The 16,405-nt window shown below is 69.3% G+C and carries 14 protein-coding genes; 7 read left to right on the top strand and 7 right to left on the bottom strand.

What is annotated here, in order from left to right:
- Positions 1 to 80: 80 nt before the first annotated feature.
- Positions 81 to 902 (top strand): IclR family transcriptional regulator, encoded by an 822-nt coding sequence (locus ABZV91_RS01575; RefSeq protein ID WP_355233819.1) that lies wholly within the window; start codon positions 81 to 83, stop codon positions 900 to 902.
- A 33-nt stretch (positions 903 to 935) separates the two neighbouring features.
- Here ABZV91_RS01575 and ABZV91_RS01570 read toward each other — a convergent pair whose 3' ends face one another.
- The 3 genes from ABZV91_RS01570 to ABZV91_RS01560 all read right to left on the bottom strand — a co-directional run bounded on the left by ABZV91_RS01570 (position 936) and on the right by ABZV91_RS01560 (position 5,580).
- Positions 936 to 2,636 (bottom strand): FAD-binding dehydrogenase, encoded by a 1,701-nt coding sequence (locus ABZV91_RS01570; protein WP_355233817.1) that lies wholly within the window; start codon positions 2,634 to 2,636, stop codon positions 936 to 938.
- Between the two features lie 68 nt (positions 2,637 to 2,704).
- Positions 2,705 to 3,391 carry a biliverdin-producing heme oxygenase gene (locus ABZV91_RS01565; RefSeq protein ID WP_355233815.1) on the bottom strand — a complete coding sequence of 229 codons (687 nt, stop codon included), beginning with the start codon at positions 3,389 to 3,391 and terminating at the stop codon, positions 2,705 to 2,707.
- Between the two features lie 137 nt (positions 3,392 to 3,528).
- Positions 3,529 to 5,580 (bottom strand): threonine/serine exporter family protein, encoded by a 2,052-nt coding sequence (locus ABZV91_RS01560; protein ID WP_355233813.1) that lies wholly within the window; start codon positions 5,578 to 5,580, stop codon positions 3,529 to 3,531.
- Positions 5,581 to 5,829: 249 nt separating this feature from the next.
- On the opposite strand from ABZV91_RS01560, the gene ABZV91_RS01555 reads away from it, so the two are divergent.
- A complete protein-coding gene (locus tag ABZV91_RS01555) occupies positions 5,830 to 7,761 on the top strand; it encodes an acyl-CoA dehydrogenase (protein WP_355233811.1) in 1,932 nt (643 codons plus the stop codon).
- Between the two features lie 21 nt (positions 7,762 to 7,782).
- Here ABZV91_RS01555 and ABZV91_RS01550 read toward each other — a convergent pair whose 3' ends face one another.
- The 4 genes from ABZV91_RS01550 to ABZV91_RS01535 form a co-directional block, all read right to left on the bottom strand.
- Positions 7,783 to 8,562 carry a phosphatase PAP2 family protein gene (locus tag ABZV91_RS01550; protein ID WP_355233809.1) on the bottom strand — a complete coding sequence of 260 codons (780 nt, stop codon included), beginning with the start codon at positions 8,560 to 8,562 and terminating at the stop codon, positions 7,783 to 7,785.
- Positions 8,563 to 8,814: 252 nt separating this feature from the next.
- Positions 8,815 to 9,705 carry an NERD domain-containing protein gene (locus tag ABZV91_RS01545; RefSeq protein WP_355233807.1) on the bottom strand — a complete coding sequence of 297 codons (891 nt, stop codon included), beginning with the start codon at positions 9,703 to 9,705 and terminating at the stop codon, positions 8,815 to 8,817.
- Positions 9,706 to 9,792: 87 nt separating this feature from the next.
- The gene (locus tag ABZV91_RS01540; protein WP_355233805.1) at positions 9,793 to 11,196 is read right to left on the bottom strand and encodes a DUF2252 domain-containing protein; all 1,404 of its coding nucleotides are present in this window, start codon (positions 11,194 to 11,196) and stop codon (positions 9,793 to 9,795) included.
- Between the two features lie 71 nt (positions 11,197 to 11,267).
- Positions 11,268 to 12,950, bottom strand: a complete 1,683-nt coding sequence (locus ABZV91_RS01535; protein WP_355233803.1) for a GMC family oxidoreductase — start codon at positions 12,948 to 12,950, stop codon at positions 11,268 to 11,270.
- A gap of 112 nt (positions 12,951 to 13,062) precedes the next feature.
- On the opposite strand from ABZV91_RS01535, the gene ABZV91_RS01530 reads away from it, so the two are divergent.
- The 5 genes from ABZV91_RS01530 (at position 13,063) to ABZV91_RS01510 (ending at position 16,382) form a co-directional block, all read left to right on the top strand.
- Positions 13,063 to 13,764 (top strand): CDP-alcohol phosphatidyltransferase family protein, encoded by a 702-nt coding sequence (locus tag ABZV91_RS01530; RefSeq protein ID WP_355233801.1) that lies wholly within the window; start codon positions 13,063 to 13,065, stop codon positions 13,762 to 13,764.
- 43 nt (positions 13,765 to 13,807) lie between these two features.
- Positions 13,808 to 14,206 carry a glycine cleavage system protein GcvH gene (gene gcvH, locus ABZV91_RS01525; RefSeq protein WP_355233799.1) on the top strand — a complete coding sequence of 133 codons (399 nt, stop codon included), beginning with the start codon at positions 13,808 to 13,810 and terminating at the stop codon, positions 14,204 to 14,206.
- 150 nt (positions 14,207 to 14,356) lie between these two features.
- Complete coding sequence (locus ABZV91_RS01520) at positions 14,357 to 14,842, top strand: FHA domain-containing protein (protein ID WP_030520553.1); 486 nt, start codon at positions 14,357 to 14,359, stop codon at positions 14,840 to 14,842.
- 62 nt (positions 14,843 to 14,904) lie between these two features.
- The gene (locus tag ABZV91_RS01515) at positions 14,905 to 15,708 is read left to right on the top strand and encodes a MerR family transcriptional regulator (protein WP_355233797.1); all 804 of its coding nucleotides are present in this window, start codon (positions 14,905 to 14,907) and stop codon (positions 15,706 to 15,708) included.
- 200 nt (positions 15,709 to 15,908) lie between these two features.
- The gene (locus ABZV91_RS01510) at positions 15,909 to 16,382 is read left to right on the top strand and encodes a bifunctional nuclease family protein (protein WP_355233795.1); all 474 of its coding nucleotides are present in this window, start codon (positions 15,909 to 15,911) and stop codon (positions 16,380 to 16,382) included.
- Positions 16,383 to 16,405: the final 23 nt, after the last annotated feature.

The following is a 16,405-nucleotide window of genomic DNA, read 5'->3' as shown; positions in this document are numbered from 1 at the left end:
ACAGGTACGGAAAAGGGCATCGTCGGTACCGTGCGGTTCGCTGCGCATATGCTGGCCGGGCTGCACGATGGAGGTAAGTCTTGACGGTCGAGGTGCTGGCCGACCCGGAGCCGGGCGGGTCGTGGCGGGGTGCGCAATCCCCGGCCCGGCCCACGCCACCGGTGTCGATGATCGAGCGGATGACATTGATCCTGGACGCTTTCGAGCCGGCGACGCCCGTGCTCACGCTGCAGGATCTGGTGGAACGTACCGGGTTGCCGCGGTCCACGGTCCATCGCATTCTGGACCAGATGATCCGGTTGCGCTGGCTGGCGCACTATCCGGGTGGTTACCGGCTGGGTCTGCGCACCCTGGAGCTGGGTGGCCTGGCCGCGGGCCACAACGAACTCCGGGCGGTGATCGGCCCGCTGCTGCACGAGTTGTGCCAGCGCACTCTGTCGGTCGGGCATCTGGGCGTGCTCGACGGCCGCGACGTCGTCTATCTGGACAAGACCGGCGGCCGGCAGAGCGCGGCCGTGCCGACCCGGGTCGGCGGTCGATTGCCGGCGCACAGCACCGCCCTCGGTAAGGCGCTGCTGGCCGGCCTGGATCCCGGAGTGGTGGAAACCTCGCTGCGCGAGCAACTTCCCCGGCTGACCCCGCGCACCATCGGCGATCGGCTGGAACTGCACCGGGAGCTGGCGCGGATCCGCAGCCGGCAGGGTGTCGCCGTCGACAACGAGGAAGCGGTCACCGGGATCGGCTGTGTGGGTGTGCCGGTACGCCGCCGCGGGGTCACGGTGGCGGCGCTGTCGCTGGCCACCCGGATCGGTTCCGGCCGCCCGGCCATCGATACCGCGCGGCAGGCCCGGCAGCTGTCGGCGCTGGCCGCCGAGGCGGGCCGGCTGCTCTCGCAGGACTAGACCGGTCCGGCCGTGGTCGGCCGGACCGTCTGTTCAGGCGCGGTCCAGCACAGTGGCGAGTGCGCGCCCGGCGGTCCGGCCGGAGAAGATGCAGCCGCCCAGGAAGGTACCTTCCAGGGCGTTGTAACCGTGTACGCCGCCGCCGCCGAATCCGGCGACCTCACCGGCGGCGTAGAGGCCCGGCAGTGGGGTGCCGTCGGGGCGCATCACCCGCGAGTGCAGATCGGTCTGCAGCCCGCCGAGGGTTTTGCGGGTCAGGATATTGAGCCGGACAGCGATGAGCGGGCCGGCGGCCGGATCGAGAATCCGATGCGGTTTGGCGACCCGGGCGGTGCGGTCGCCGAAGAAGGTGCGCGCGTTGCGGATCGCGGTCACCTGGGCGTCCTTGCTGAACTTGTTCGTGATCTCGCGATCGCGGGCCACGATCTGCCGTTCCATCGCGGCGTAGTCCAGTTGCGGGCCGCGCGCGAGCCCGTTCATCCCGTCGACGAGTTCGCGCAGCGTATCGGCCACCACGAAGTCGACACCGTGCTCCTTGAACGCCTCCACCGGCTGCGGAGCGCCCTTGGTGAAGCGGCTGCGGACCGTGGTCAGCCGGTCCTTGCCGGTGATATCCGGGTTCTGCTCGGATCCCGAGAGCGCGAATTCCTTCTCGATGATGGACTGGGTCAGCACGAACCACGAATAGTCGTAGCCGGTCGCCAGGATCGCCTTCATGGTCGAATTCGTATCGAACCCCGGGAAACACGGCGCCGGCAGCCGTCGACCGTTCGCGTCGAACCACAGTGACGACGGGCCGGGAATGATCCGGATGGCGTGATCGGGCCAGATCGGGTCCCAGTTGTTGACGCCCTCGGTGTAGTGCCACATGCGGTCCCGGTTCACCAGGGCGGCGCCGGCCGATTCGGAGATGCCGAGCATCCGCCCGTCCACATGGGCGGGCACCCCCGAGATCATGGTGCGCGGTGCGGGGCCGAGCCGGTCCGTCGGCCAGTTCTGCCGGATGAGGTCGTGATTGTGGCCGATGCCGCCGGAGGTGACCAGTACGGCCTGGGCGTGGAACTCGAAATCGCCCACCACCGTGCGCGCGGACGCGACACCGCGGGCGAGTTCGGTGGGTTCGAGCACGCTGCCGCGCACTCCGGTGACCGCGCCCTCCTGGACGAGCAGTTCGTCCACCCGGTGGCGGAACGCGAAGCGCACCAGACCCTTGCGCTCGGCTTCCAGCACGGGATTCAGGAACACCTCGAGGACACCCGGCCCGGTACCCCAGGAGATGTGGAAACGCGGCACCGAGTTACCGTGCCCGTCGGCGAGGGCGCCGCCGCGTTCGGCCCAGCCGACCAGCGGAGTCACCCGCAGACCGAGCTCGTAGAGATAGTCGCGCTTCTCGGTGGCGGCGAACCGGACGTAGGCCTCGGCCCACTGCCTGGCCCAATGGTCCTCGTCGTCGCGGTCGAACCCGGCCGAACCCAGCCAGTCCTGCAGCGCCAGCTCGTAGGAGTCCTTGATACCGAGGCGCCGCTGCTCCGGGCTGTCCACGAAGAACAAGCCGCCCAACGACCAGAACGCCTGGCCGCCCAGATTGTTGCGGTTCTCCTGATCGAGTACGAGCACCCGGTGTCCGGCCCTGGTCAGCTCATAGGTGGCGACGAGACCGGCCAGCCCGGCCCCGACGACGATCACGGGGTACTCGTCGGCCGGTACCGGGTCGGCGGCAGAGGTTTCGGACACGGTTCACCCTTCGCTCACGGTGGCTACGGGCCGGAATGTATCAGACGACCAGGTCGGCCGGTCGACGATCAGGAGGGGCGCCGGGCCGGGAATTCGGCGGCCAGTTCGGTGAACACCGCGCGGTTGAGGACGAAGGCGCGTTTGCCCTCGTCGAGGATGCGGCGCTGTTCTAGTTCGTCCACGCCGATCCGGTCGAGCAGCGTCCGGTACTCGCGTTTGAACGCCGCGGGATTGCCGATCCCCTCGAATACGTAGAACCGCACCCCATCACCCCGATGGGGTAGGTCCCAGAGTTTCTCGGCGTTGCCGCGGATCACCTGGCCGCCGGACAGATCACCGAGGTAGCGGGTGTAGTGGTGGGCGATATAGCCCCCCGGCCAGGTCCGGGCGCATTCCTCGATGCGCGCCGCGTAGGCGGCCGTGGCGGGCAGTGGCGTGAGGTCCGCGCGCCAGTCCGGCCCGGCGAGATGGGCGAGATCCCGCTCCAGCTCGGCGGTGCGGGCCAGCTCCGGTTTGATGAACGGGCCGGCCACCGGGTCGGTGGCGAGCGCGTCGGCATGCGCCTCCAGGGCGCGGTAGATGAACCAGAGCTGACCGGTATAGCGACGGTACGACTCGATTCCCAGCGACCCGTCCAGCATCTCGGTGATGAAGGTCGAGTTCTCCGCGTCCTCGTGTTCGCGGGCGGTGGCCTCCCGGATCCGGGTGGAGAACGAGTGCACGGCCGGTTCGGCGGTTTCGGGGGCGTCCGGCATCGAGTGAACCTTCCTGCGAATACGGTCCGGGCACCTCGCCCGATTGCGCCGGTCACGCGATGTGCTGGGCGCACCGCGTGACCGGGCGGTCGACACCCCGACGATACCGGCTCCGGTGCCGGATCAGGGTTTCTCCGTCAGCGGCCGTCGGGGCGCAGCGCGGCGGGCAGCGGTTCGGTCGGCGCGAGCCGCGCGTCCGCCGCGCCGACGCCCACCGGATCGCCCGCCCCGGCCCCCGCCGGGTCGTCGGGAACGAGGATCGGCATCGCCACGGTGGGCGAGAGATCCTCGATGACGCTCAGCGGCTCGGCGGACAGTCCCACCGGATCGGCCGCCAGGGCCGGCATTTCCAGCATGTCGGCGGGCAGGGCCGCGGGTGTGGCCTCGGGTAGTGCCACGGGCGCGGCCAGCGGTGCCGGATCCAGATCGTGGCTCCAGACCCCACGATCGAAATCGGGGACCGGGGAGGCACCGCGTTCGGCGAGTTTGGGCACCTGGGGCAACTGCCCGGCCGCCGGCAGGCTGAGGGACAGGTCCCGCGAGGCCTCGGTGGTGGGAACCGAGTGCTGCACGGGGACGCGCACCGGATGGCGGCCCGGCACCGTGCCGCTTAGCTTGCCGAGATTCACGGTGGGCCGGCGTTTGCCGAGGTTCACGGTCGGGCGGCGTTTGCCGAGGTTCACCGCGGGCCGCCGCATGCGCTTGACGACCGGACGACGCAGCGTGCCGAACTTGCGCAGGACCGTCGGGCGGTTCACCGTCCGGTCGAACCACTCACCGAGCGTGACGCCGCCGGCCAGCGCGCAACCGATACCGAAGGCGGCCAGCAGCTGGTTCGCGCCGCGCGCCAATTCGTCGTTGAGCAGGCCGTACAGGCCCCGGTAGATGCTCAGGCCGGGCAGCAGTGGAGTGATCCCGGCGAGTGCCACGACCAGCGGCGGGGTGAGTGCGCGGCGGGCCAGCAGACCACCGACGAGACCGATCACGATGGCGGCCGCACCCGCGGCGACCACCGGCCCGAAACCGGCGGTGATCACCAGCAGGTAGCAGATGGTGCCCATCGCGCCGCTGCCCGCGGCGGCTGCCAGCGCGCGCCGTTCGGCATAGCAGGCCAGGGCGAAGGCCGCTGCCGCGGCGGCACCGGCCACCACCTGTACCGGCAGATTGGTCAGTCCGTGGCCGGGGCTGAGGTCCAAGGGCACCGTGGCATCGAACATTTCGCCGACGCGCAGGGTCAGGGCGATGCCGGCGATGATTCCGCCGGTCATCATCAGCAGTTCGAGCATGCGCGCGGCCGCCGTGATCGGCGCCCCGGTGATCGCGTCCTGGACCGAGCCCACCAGGCTCAGCCCACTGAGGAGCACGGTGATCCCGGCCGCGATGATCAGGGTCGGACTGACCGAGATCCCCAGCGGTCCGGCGAAGGCGGCGAGCACCACCGCCGGGACGGCGGCGATGGCACCGCCCACCAGATGCTGGAAGAAGAAGGGCAGGCCGTGCCGGTTGAGCGCGCGGTTGGTCCGGTCGATCACCGCCGTGGTGACGAAGCTGAGCGCCGCGACCAGGAACCCGCCGCCGAGCAGCAGCGAGATCGCGGCGGCCATGAGCGACCAGCCGAAGGTGGCCGTCCACCGCTTGTACGGGTGGGGTGCCGTGGTAATGGCGTCCAGGGCCCGGCGCGCTTCGTCGGGCGGCACGACATCGCGGCGGATGCGGCGGGTGAGCCGGTCCACCGCGGCCAGCCGGGTGAAGTCGAGCGAGCGGTACTGCACGACGCGCATCGAGCTCGCCGAGGGCAGCCGCGCGCCGCGATGCGCGTAGATACGGATGGAGTTGTAGGTGACCTCGACATCACAGGCCGACAGACCGTACGTGGCGGCGATGAAGCGCACCGTGGTCTCGGTATCGGTGACGGCCGAACCCGAAGCCAGCACGACCTCACCCATCCGCACCGCGAGATCCAGCACCTCGGCGACCGCGGCGTCATCGGAGAGATCGATGGGCTGCAGTGGTGCCGGCGCGGACACGATCGTGTCGGCGGTGGCGGGGCGATCGGCGACCAGCTTGCTGATGGCGCCGGTGAGGACGGGCAGGCGCAGGGGGTTACGCCGAGAGTCGGCATACCCGGTGGGGTCCGGGGAGATCGGGGGCGGAAAGGTCGCTCCTTCCAGAATTCCTTGCGCAGCCATAGCCGCGAAGGTAGTGGCCGGAGGGGCCTCTTTTCCACCACAAACAGGGTCCCGGAAATGTGACGTTTGTTACGTACCGGTTTATTTGACACAACGAATGGAGAAAACGGTCCGATCACCCCGCTGAGCTGGGCCGTCTTCCCGAGCGCCATACCCGGTTCCGGGGGCGTTACACGGTGGGTGTTCCGCGTTACACCGCCGCGTGTCCATCGACCCGGCCCCCACCGCAACCCGGCTAGGGTCGGAAGTATGAGCACCGGCAGCACTTCGACAGCGCAACGTTTACGTGAGGCACTGGACGGGCCGTGGGGCGAGGTCCGGGAACAGGCCCGCACTCAGCTCGCGGGACCGGAGTACAGCGGCGATCCCGACCTGGATCTGCCCGAGGCCCGGGCCCGGGTGCTGGAGCAGATGCGGTCGCTGGCGAAACTCGATTACGCCGAGCGGAGTTTCCGGCGGGAGAACGGGGGCACCGGGGAACCCGGCGCGGCCGTCGTCGGGTTGGAGATGCTCGCCTACGCCGACCTGTCGCTGTGGGTGAAGTCCGGAGTCCAGTGGGGGCTGTTCGGGGGCGCGGTGGAGAACCTGGGCACCGAACGGCACCGCGAGCACATCCGGCGGTTGATCTCGCTGGATCTGCTCGGCTGTTTCGCGATGACCGAATCCGGGCACGGCAGCGATGTCGCGAATCTGGAGACGACCGCGACCTACGACCCGGCCACCGAGGAATTCGTGATCCACACGCCGACCCCCTCGGCGCGCAAGGACTACATCGGCGGCGCCGCCGAGCACGCGCGGATGGCTGCCGTTTTCGCGCAGCTGCGCACCCCGTCGGGTGAGCACGGGGTGCACTGCCTGCTGGTCCCGATCCGGGACGAGCAGGGCAACGATCTGCCCGGTGTCACCACCTCCGATTGCGGGCGCAAGGGCGGGCTGCCCGGTGTGGACAACGGCCGCATCGTCTTCGACCAGGTGCGGATCCCACGGGAGAACCTGCTCAACCGTTATGCCGATGTGGATCCGGACGGCACCTACCACTCCGAGATCGACAACCCCAGCCGCCGCTTCTTCACCACGCTCGGCACGCTGGTCCGCGGCCGGGTCAGCGTCGGCGGTGCCGCGGCGGCCGGTGCCCGGGTCGCGCTGAGCATCGCGCTGCGCTACGCGCTGAAGCGCCGCCAGTTCGGCGATCCGGACAACGGTAACGAGACCCTGCTGCTGGACTACCGGATGCATCAGCGCCGGCTGCTGCCGCTGCTCGCGCATTCCTACGCGCTGGCGTTCGCGCAGAACGACCTGGTGCGCCGGATGCATCTGGTGCAGACCGGTCAGGATCTGGCGCCGGGGGCGCAGCGGGCGCTGGAGAAGCGGGCCGCCGGCCTGAAGGTGGCGCAGACCCGCCACGCCACCCGCGCCATCCAGGAATGCCGCGAAGCGTGCGGCGGCGCCGGGTACCTGACGGAGAACCGGCTGGTGACCCTGAAGGCCGATACCGATGTGTTCACCACCTTCGAAGGCGACAATGTGGTGCTCACCCAGCTCGTCGCCAAGGAGATCCTGACCTCCTACGCCGACGAGATCCGTGATCTGGACGCGCTGGGCTGGGTCCGGTTCGCCGCGACCATGGCCGGCGACGTGGTGCGCAAACGGTCGGGAGTGCGTCAGCTCATCCAGAACCTGCGCGACCGCGGTGGCGAAACCGTCGACGAGGGCGATCTCGGCCGCCGCGATACCCAGCTGGCCCTGTTCGCCGATCGTGAGGACTATCTGACCCGTACGGCCGCGCACCGGTTGCGTGCGCGCGCCGAGGAGACCGAACCGTTCGAGGCGTTCAACAACGCCCAGGACCATATCCTCGCCGCGGGCGCCGCCCATATCGACCGGCTCGTCCTGGAGGCCTTCATCGAGGGCATCGCCGATATCGAGGAGGAGGAGCCCCGCCGGCTGGCCGAGACCGTCTGCGATCTGTACGTGTACTCGATCCTCGAGGAGAACTCGGCCTGGTTCATCATGCACCGGTTCATCTCGGTGGAACGGGCCAAGGCGATCCGGCGCGGAGTGAACGAACTCGTCGACCGGCTCCGCCCGGACGCGCTCACCCTCGTCGAGGGTCTGGGTGTACCGGAGTCCATGTTGGGCGCCACGATGTTGGACGACGCGAGCGTGTACGAGCGGCAGTAGCGGGCCGCGGGCCCGGGCCGGTCACCCGGAACGGGCCCGCGGGACGCGGGCGAGGTGGACCGCCACCCAGTAGAGGCCGATGGCCAGCGCGATACCGGCCGCCGCGCCGCCGAGTACGTCGGTGGCGAGATGGTAGTCGAGGGCGAGCATGCCGACGGCGGCCCCGCACCAGGCCGCGGTCGTGAGCGCGATGATCACCACCCGGGCGCGAATCGAGCGCAGCAACAGCACCAGCGTGGTCACCACCGCGACCAGATGCACGGTGTGGCCACTGGGGTAGGCGAGATAGTCGTGCAGGGGGCGCGACCAGAGCGGTTTCAACACCCAGGCGTTGATCGCGACGGCGGCCTCGGGCACCAGCACCATGGTGGCGGTCTCCCACCATCTGCGCTGCCAGGCGAACCACGCCGCGCCGGCACACAGGATCGCGAGGACCACCCCGGTATTGGTCGCCAGGGTGAGCACTTCGGCGATCCAGGGGCGCGGGTCCAGTCGCGGATCGACCCGCTCGTCCACCGCGAGATCGAATGTGGTGGGTCCGCCGCCGGGTGGGAACGACAGCGGGAGGGTGGCGGCGACGGTGGCGCCGACCGCCGCGGTCGCCGCGGTGACGCGGGGGTTCGCGGTGTGGCCGGGGATGCCCGCTGTCCGGCGCACCGCCGGATCCACGGATGCGGCGTACTCGGGTGGGGGTGCGCCGGGAGTTTCCGATGTCTCCGGATGGCGCGTATCCGGGCGGCGGTTACGGTCGGGAAACCGGTCCGCCCCGGACGGATCCGGCGCGCCGGATGCTGTGCTCACGGTCCGACCCTAACGGGCATGCCCGACCGACGCCGCTGCGCAGTCGACGCACGGTGGTCGCGAAGACCTGGGGTGCGCCGGTGCGCGGCGGTGAAGCGGTAGGCGGAGCAGCGCGCCCGTGACGCAAGCCCGAGGAGGCCGGTGCGGTGCCGGGCCGGACCGACCGCGGGGGACCCGGGCCGGCACGACCGGAGCCGAGGAGGAGGTACGACGTACTCCCCGCCGTCCGGCTCGCACCGGACGGGAGATGTCTCACCCCGGGCCGTAGGTGAGGAAGGCGGTGATCACGAACCACAGCATCCAGGCGATGGCGATGAACATGCCGAGCGCGAAGCCCGCGCGCATGACGGCGCGGCCGAAATCGATATCACCGACCTCGCGCGGGTACAGCCGCCACGGGCTGTACCAGGGGGAGCGGAACCGTCGCGCCCCGGCCGCGCGTTCCCATTCGGCGAGATCCTCGGCGTACTGTTCGGCCTCCGCCTGCGCCGGTCCGCCGTGCCACAGGGTGACATCGATGGGGCCGAGGAATCCCTCTTCGAGCAGACGCTGGGGTGCCGGGAGGTACGGCAGCATCCCCATCCCGCGGAAGGACACCGCCACATCGTTGGCGGTCCAGCGGTGCGATTCCCGTTCGGCGAGCACGCCGAAGTAGTGCCGCAGCGCGTTCCCGTCGTCACCGAGGATCACGTCGAAACTCGGGTCGTGCACTTTCTGCTCGATCTGCACGGGCGCGTTCTGCAGGGGCACGATCAGTGCGACACCGTGTACCGCGCGCTGTCCCAGCCCGCGGGCGGCCAGCCAGGTCTGCAGGGCGAAGGTGTGCTCGCGGGAACGGTCCAGCGGTGAACGGTTGTCGCTCGTCTCGAGTTCGGCGCGCACACCGTTGAGGGTCCAGTCGCCCGTCAGTGGGACCCGCAGGGTGCCTCCGTGCGGTGAACGCAGTCCCGCGACGTCGATGACCACACAGCTGGTGGGCGTCCACACGATGGCGTCGAACCGGTAGACCTCCCCCTGGTGGACGAGGCCGCAGTTCACCGTCGCGACCCCCTGCGGGCTGCCCGCGCCGTCCCAGCCGCTGAGCCAATCGACCAGGGCCCGTTCGGCAACGCTGTCGGTGCTGTTCTGTACCTGCACGAGCATGGTGACCGCCCTTCGCGTCCGAGCCGAGGCAATGGAGTCCGAGCCGAGGCTGTGGCGGCGCCGACTGCCCGGCGCACCCCTTCGAAACTACCGGTCCGGCTCCTGCGCGGGAAGTTCACCGGCGCGAACCGCCGCGACGAGTTCGGCGTGATCGGCCTCGGCGCGGTCGGCGTACCGCACCGCGAACGCGGCGATCGCCACGTCGAATTCCTCTTTGTCGCCGAGATAACCGCTGATCAGGCGGGGGTCCAGGGAGCGGGCGTGGGCGCGGGCGAGCAGCGCTCCGGCCAGCCGCCCGTAGTCGTCGAGGTCGTGCGGTTCGAGTTCCTCGGGAGCGATCCCGCCCTTGAGATTGCGGAACTGACGGACGATGAACGGCAGCTCGCGGATCCCGTCGGGGGTGGGCACGGACATGGTGGTCCAACCGAGGAGGATATCGGTCTCGGTCTGAACCAGCCTGGCGCCCTGCACGATTCGCTTGCCCTCGTGCTTCGGGGCGGCGATGCCGAGTACGCGCGCCAGCGACGAGGGCGCTGCCTGTTTGAGCTGCAGCACCAGGACCTCACCCGAATTGCCGTGCAGCAGTGCGACATAACTGTGCAGGCCGACACTGCCGGTGCCGACGACGCGGAACGCGATATCGGCCACCGCGAACCGGGCCAGCAGTCCCTGCCGTGACTCCCGCAGCGTCGTCCCGTACCGCTCCAGGGCGTCGACGGCCGCGTCCTCGACTTCCTGGGTGACCGTGGTGAGGAGCGGGGGATCGGCGACGAAACGGTGACTGTCGATTCCGGTTTCGTGGTCGTCGATATGGGTCCACTTCCGCACGACCTTGTCGCTGTTGTTCTTCCGGGCCTTCTTGGCCGCCTTCTTGAAGTTGTCCAGGAGATCCTCGGCCTCGACCCGGTCGAGGACGGATTCGTCGGCGAGCGCGGACCAGGTGGTGAGGAACGGCCGTTCGGCGAGGACGCCGGCGACGCGGCGATAGCTGCGCGCGGCGTCCGCGGCGGCGGTCCGGCATTCCTCCTCACCCGCGCCACCGACCCGTCCCGCCAGGACCAGGCTTGCCGCCAGCCGCTCCAGGTCCCATTCCCACGGACCCGGCACGGTGTCGTCGAAATCATTGATATCCATGACGATCTCGCCGCGCGAGGTGCCGTAGAGGCCGAAGTTTCCGGCGTGTGCGTCCCCGCAGAGCTGGGCGGTGAAGCCGGTGTCGGGGCTGCCCGCCAGATCGGTGGCCATCAGCCCGGCGGCGCCACGATAGAACGCGAACGGGGAGGCGATCATCCGGCCGACGCGCAGCGGGATCAGCTCCTCGATCCGGCCGGAATTGGACGCCTCGACGAATTCCACCACCGACGGCCGTCGGTCTGTGCGTACGGCACGGTCCCTGGCCGTGTGCGGTACCCGGTCGCGGACGGCCCGGCCGCGGGCGAGGACGTCCTCGGCGGGAGTGTAGGAGCGCAGCGGGATACGACCGGTCGACACGCGGTAACGGTACCGACCCGGCGGTACGCCCGGATACCAGGTGCTCGCGCGGGTTCGCGGTCCGGTGCCGCTCAGCTCGCCCGTGGCGGCGTGAGGGGCAGGTGCAGAGCCCCGGGCGCCGCGGCGGGAACCGCCGGCCGCGCCGGCGCCACGGGGGCGATCCGCTGATACGGGGTGCCCAGCCCGGGCCGGGTGTCCTCCTGGTTCTTGTTCGGCCAGAACGCCATCGCGCGTTCGGCCTGCGCGGTGATCGTCAGCGACGGATTCACCCCGAGGTTGGCGGTGACCGCGGACCCGTCGGCGATGTGCAGGCCCGGATGCCCGTAGACCCGCTGGTAGGGGTCCACCACGCCCGTCTCGGGCCGGTCACCGATCACACAGCCGCCGATGTAGTGCGCGGTCGCCGGGATATCGAGGACGTCGGTGTAGAGCCCATGGGTGTCCCCGTCGATCTTGGCCGCGAACCGCCGCCCGACCTCGTGCGCCAGTGGGATCCAGGTCGGGTTCGGCTCACCCGTTCCCTGTTTCGTCGTCAATCCGCCGCGCCGCAGGAACGAGGTCAGCGAATTGTCCAGCGACTGCATGACCAGCAGGATCACCGAGCGCTCCGAGGCGTGCCGGGCGTCGAAACTGCGCAGGAACACCACCGGATGCCGGACCGCGGCCAACAGGAAGCGCACAAATCGGAATGCCCCGCCGTCGACCACCGGCGCCGAGAGCGGGAACAGCGCGTTCTGCCCCTTGCCGTAATGGCACACCTCGATGTGGGTGTTCGCCTCGGGATGGATGGAGGAGGTGATGGCGACTCCCGCGGCGAAGTCCCGGCGGGAGCGGCTCACCACGGCCAGGATGGCCTCGGAATTGCTCCGGGTGAGTTCACCCAGCCGCGGGGAGAGTCGGGGCAGGACGCCCCGGTCCCGCATCCGGTGCAGCAGTTGCTGGGTGCCCAGCGCCGCACCCGCGAACACCACCTGCTCGGCGGTGAAGGTCCGTTTGCGCTTGCGGACCCAGCGGTCGGGCCGGGCGGTATCCACGGCGTAGCCGCCCTCGGGCAGCGGCCGCACCGCGGTGGCGGCGGTGAGCGGGTGCACGGTGGCGCCGGCCTGTTCGGCCAGGAACAGATAGTTGGTGGTGGTCGTGTTCTTGGCGTTGTGCGGGCAGCCGGTCAGGCAGCGGGCGCAGTGCACACAGCCGCGGCGGCGCGGGCCCGCGCCGCCGAAGTAGGGATCGTCGACCTCGGTGCCGGGGTCGTCCTCGTTGAAGAACACGCCGACGTCGGTGGGGTGGAAAGTCTCGCCCACCCCCATATCCGTGGCGACCTCGCGGATGACCTCGTCGGCCGGGGTCGTCCGGGGGTTGGTCGTCACGCCGAGCATGCGGCGCGCCTGGTCGTAGTAGGGCGCGAGTTCGGCCTGCCAGTCGGTGATGTGCGCCCACTGCCGGTCGGTGAAGAAGTCGGTGAGCGGTTCGTAGAGTGTGTTGCCGTAGATGAGCGAGCCGCCGCCCACGCCGACTCCGGAGAACACCGCGCAGGTGCCGAGCAGGCTGATCCGCTGCGGTCCGGTCCAGCCGAGTTTCGGCGCCCAGAGGGATTTGCGGAGGTTCCAGTTGCTGCGCGGCAGCGTCTCGGCGTCCCAGCGCCGCCCGGCCTCGAGCACGCCGACCCGGTAGCCCTTCTCGGTGAGTCGCAGGGCGCTCACGCTTCCGCCGAACCCCGATCCGATGACCACGACGTCGTAGTCGAACTCTGGCATGATCTTCCTCTCACCCGAATCGATGATGAGATGTTTCCATACTCATTCATTCATCGAATGACGCGGCGGGGTGTGCTGGCGCGGGTGGGCCCCATGCGGTATGCACACCCATGTGATGAGCGATTCGGGAACCGGCGGATCCGAGACCGCGGACCGGGATCCCGGCGGTGCGCTCGCGGCGGTCCTGTCCGACCGGCTGCTCACCGTCCCCAACGTCCTCAGTGTGCTGCGGTTGATCGGTGTGCCGCTGTTCCTGTGGTTGCTCCTGGTGGAACACGCCGACGGCTGGGCGTTCGTCCTGCTGGTCCTGAGCGGTCTCACCGATTTCCTCGACGGCAAACTCGCCCGGCTGCTGGACCAGTCCTCACGGCTGGGAGCCCTGCTCGACCCCTTCGTCGACCGGCTGTACCTGGTGACCACGCTGGTCGCCTTCGTCGTCCGCGGGCTGATCCCCTGGTGGGTGGCCGCCCTGCTGATCGGCCGCGACGCGGTACTGACCCTGACCCTCACGATCTATCGCAGGCGTGATCTGGACCCGCCCGAGGTCATCTATCTGGGCAAGGCGGCCACCTTCGCGCTCATGTCGGCGCTGCCGTGGTTGCTGGCCGGGCAGATGGACTGGTTCGGCGCTGGTTTCGGCGCGGCGTTCGGTGGGGCACTACTGATCTGGGGTACGGCCGTCTATGTCTGGACCGGTCTGCTCTACCTGGGCCGCGCCGTCGCCGTCGCGCGCCGGATTCCGCCGGCGCCCGCCGGGGGCCGTGCCACACATGGCGGGGATACCGGCGCGGCGGAGGGCGGCGGGCTCGCATAGAGTTGCGGGCATCGTGCACGACGACACGAGGAGAGGACATCACGTGAACCGGGCTCCGGAGGATCTGCGTTACACCGCGGAACATGAATGGGTGCGTCGGATCGAGCCCACCCGTGTCCGGGTCGGGATCACCGATTACGCCCAGTCGCAACTCGGTGACGTCGTGTTCGTGCAGTTGCCGGAGGCCGGCGCCGATGTTGCCGCCGGCGACAGCATCGCCGAGGTCGAATCGACCAAGAGCGTTTCCGATATCTACGCTCCACTGAGCGCGAAAGTCGTTGCGGTGAACCAGGAATTGGAGGCCCAGCCGGAAACGCTGAATACCGATCCCTACGGTGCCGGGTGGTTGTTCGAACTCGAGGTGGGCGACGCGTCCACGCTGGACTCGAGTGTCGCCGAACTGCTCGATGCCGCGGGTTATCAAGGAGTTATCGGGGGCTGATCCAGCCTTCCCGGTTCTACCTGCACGGGTACGGCCCGGCAGGGTACGGTCAATGCCAACGGATGTGCCGCCCGGAGTCGTGGCCGCCCAGCCACGTCTTATCGCGGCATCTGCCTGCATGGTTTATGAGGTTCGAGGAGGAGAGAAACGGTGAGCGAGAACAAAGACCCGGGTTACGGGGAGACCGCGGCCGAGACGACGTCGGTCTTCCGCGCGGATTTCCTGAACGAGGTCGACGCGTCGCGCTCCGGCGAGCCGACCGGTGAACAGCCGGTGCAGGGTGTCGAGGGTCTTCCGGTCGGGGCGGCGCTGCTCGTCGTCAAACGCGGCCCGAACGCGGGTTCGCGTTTCCTGCTGGACCAGCCCACCACTTCGGCCGGCCGGCATCCCGACAGCGATATCTTTCTCGACGATGTCACCGTCAGCCGTCGCCATGCCGAGTTCCGGCAGGACGAGGATTCCTTCCAGGTCGTCGACGTGGGCAGCCTGAACGGCACCTACGTCAATCGCGAGCCGGTGGATTCGTCGGAGCTGCAGAACGGTGACGAGGTACAGATCGGTAAATTCCGGCTGGTGTTCCTCACGGGTCCGCGGACCCAGGAGGCCGGTTCGGCGGCCGGTGCGGGAAGTCTGTGAACAGCTGACGATCGGTGCGCCGGTCCGGGTGATCGGCGCCTCGGCATGAAAGACTCGAGATCATGACAGGCGCGGCGCAGCAGTGGGCGCACGGAGGGATGTCGATCGGCTCCGTGCTCGATCTGCTGCGACCGGATTTTCCGGATATCACCATTTCCAAGATCCGCTTCCTGGAAGCGGAGGGCCTGATCCGGCCGGAGCGGACGCCGTCCGGTTACCGCCGGTTCTCGGTCGCGGACTGCGAGCGGTTGCGTTTCGTCCTGACGGCGCAGCGGGACCAGTACCTGCCGTTGAAGGTGATCAAGGAACAACTCGAGGCGATCGACAGCGGTGCCGCGACGCTCGGGGTGCGGGAAGCCCGCGCCCGAGCGCGGACCGCTCGTCCGGAGGCGGGGCATGCGGTGCCGGACGACAGTACCGGTGTGCCGCGCCCACCACGCCGGCTGGGTGTGCCGCCGGGTCGCGTCACGCCCGACGATTTCGAGTTCGATCAGCAGATCCGGGTGACCCGAGCGGACCTGCTGGACCGGGCCGGGATCGATGAGACGTTCCTCAACGACCTGATCCGGGCGAACCTGATCACCCCGGGTCCGGCCGGGTTCTTCGACGCCGATGCGGTGACCCTGGCGACGACCGCCAAGGCGATGGCCGAATTCGGTTTGGAGGCGCGGCATCTGCGCGCGTTCAAGCTCGCCGCGGACCGGGAGGCGGCACTGGTGGCGCAGATCGCGGCACCGATCGCCAAGAGCCGCGACGCCGGCGCCCGGGCGCGGGCCGAGGAAACGGTCCGCGAGCTTGCCGCGCTGTCGCTGACGCTGCACGCGAGCCTCGTGAAGGCGTCGGTGCGCAACTCGCTCGGCGGATGAACCGAGCGTCCGTTTCCCGCCGTCATCGGCGGAATCCGGTCTGACCTGCGGCCGAGCGGCCGGTGGGTAGACCGGTGGCAACACACCGATTCCGGTGTCCGTCAGCGATCGCGGCGCCGCGCCGAATTCGCCTAGACTCGTGGTACGGCGAGCCCTGCATCGGCGAGGGCGGGCAGCCGGGGAGTATGGGAGGCAGTGCGATGAGCGAAATGCGCGTGATCGGCATCCGGGTCGAGCAGCCACAAAACCAGCCCGTCCTGCTGCTGCGGGAGGCGGAGGGGGAGCGGTATCTGCCGATCTGGATAGGACAGGCGGAGGCCACGGCCATTGTGCTCGAACAGGAGGGCGTCACACCGATCCGGCCGCTCACCCACGATCTGATCAAGATCTTGATCGCGGATCTCGGGCACACCCTCGAGGAGGTTCATATCGTGGACCTGAAGGAAGGCACGTTCTACGCCGATCTCGTCTTCGACAACGAAGTGCGGATCTCGGCGCGGCCGTCGGATTCGGTGGCCATCGCCCTGCGTGTGGGCTGCCCGATCTACGCGGCGGAATCCGTGCTCGAGGAAGCCGGTCTGGTGATGCCGGACGAACGCGAGGACGAGGTCGAAAAGTTCAAGGAGTTCCTCGAGTCGGTATCGCCCGACGATTTCAAAGCGACCGATAGTTGAGAACTCGCCCTTTTTTCTAGACC

Source organism: Nocardia sp. NPDC004568 (genome assembly GCF_040609955.1).
Taxonomy (GTDB): Bacteria; Actinomycetota; Actinomycetes; order Mycobacteriales; family Mycobacteriaceae; genus Nocardia.
Note: the sequence above shows the minus strand (reverse complement) of the source record. Positions and strands in the feature narration are given on the sequence as shown.

What these genes read in the sequence shown, in the direction of transcription:
- ABZV91_RS01565 (WP_355233815.1), bottom strand. Translation starts at nt 3,391, where the DNA reads ATGCCGGACGCCCCCGAAACCGCCGAACCGGCCGTGCACTCGTTCTCC.
- ABZV91_RS01555 (WP_355233811.1), top strand. Translation starts at nt 5,830, where the DNA reads ATGAGCACCGGCAGCACTTCGACAGCGCAACGTTTACGTGAGGCACTG.
- ABZV91_RS01545 (WP_355233807.1), bottom strand. Translation starts at nt 9,705, where the DNA reads ATGCTCGTGCAGGTACAGAACAGCACCGACAGCGTTGCCGAACGGGCC.
- ABZV91_RS01560 (WP_355233813.1), bottom strand. Translation starts at nt 5,580, where the DNA reads ATGGCTGCGCAAGGAATTCTGGAAGGAGCGACCTTTCCGCCCCCGATC.
- ABZV91_RS01515 (WP_355233797.1), top strand. Translation starts at nt 14,905, where the DNA reads ATGACAGGCGCGGCGCAGCAGTGGGCGCACGGAGGGATGTCGATCGGC.
- ABZV91_RS01535 (WP_355233803.1), bottom strand. Translation starts at nt 12,950, where the DNA reads ATGCCAGAGTTCGACTACGACGTCGTGGTCATCGGATCGGGGTTCGGC.
- ABZV91_RS01510 (WP_355233795.1), top strand. Translation starts at nt 15,909, where the DNA reads ATGAGCGAAATGCGCGTGATCGGCATCCGGGTCGAGCAGCCACAAAAC.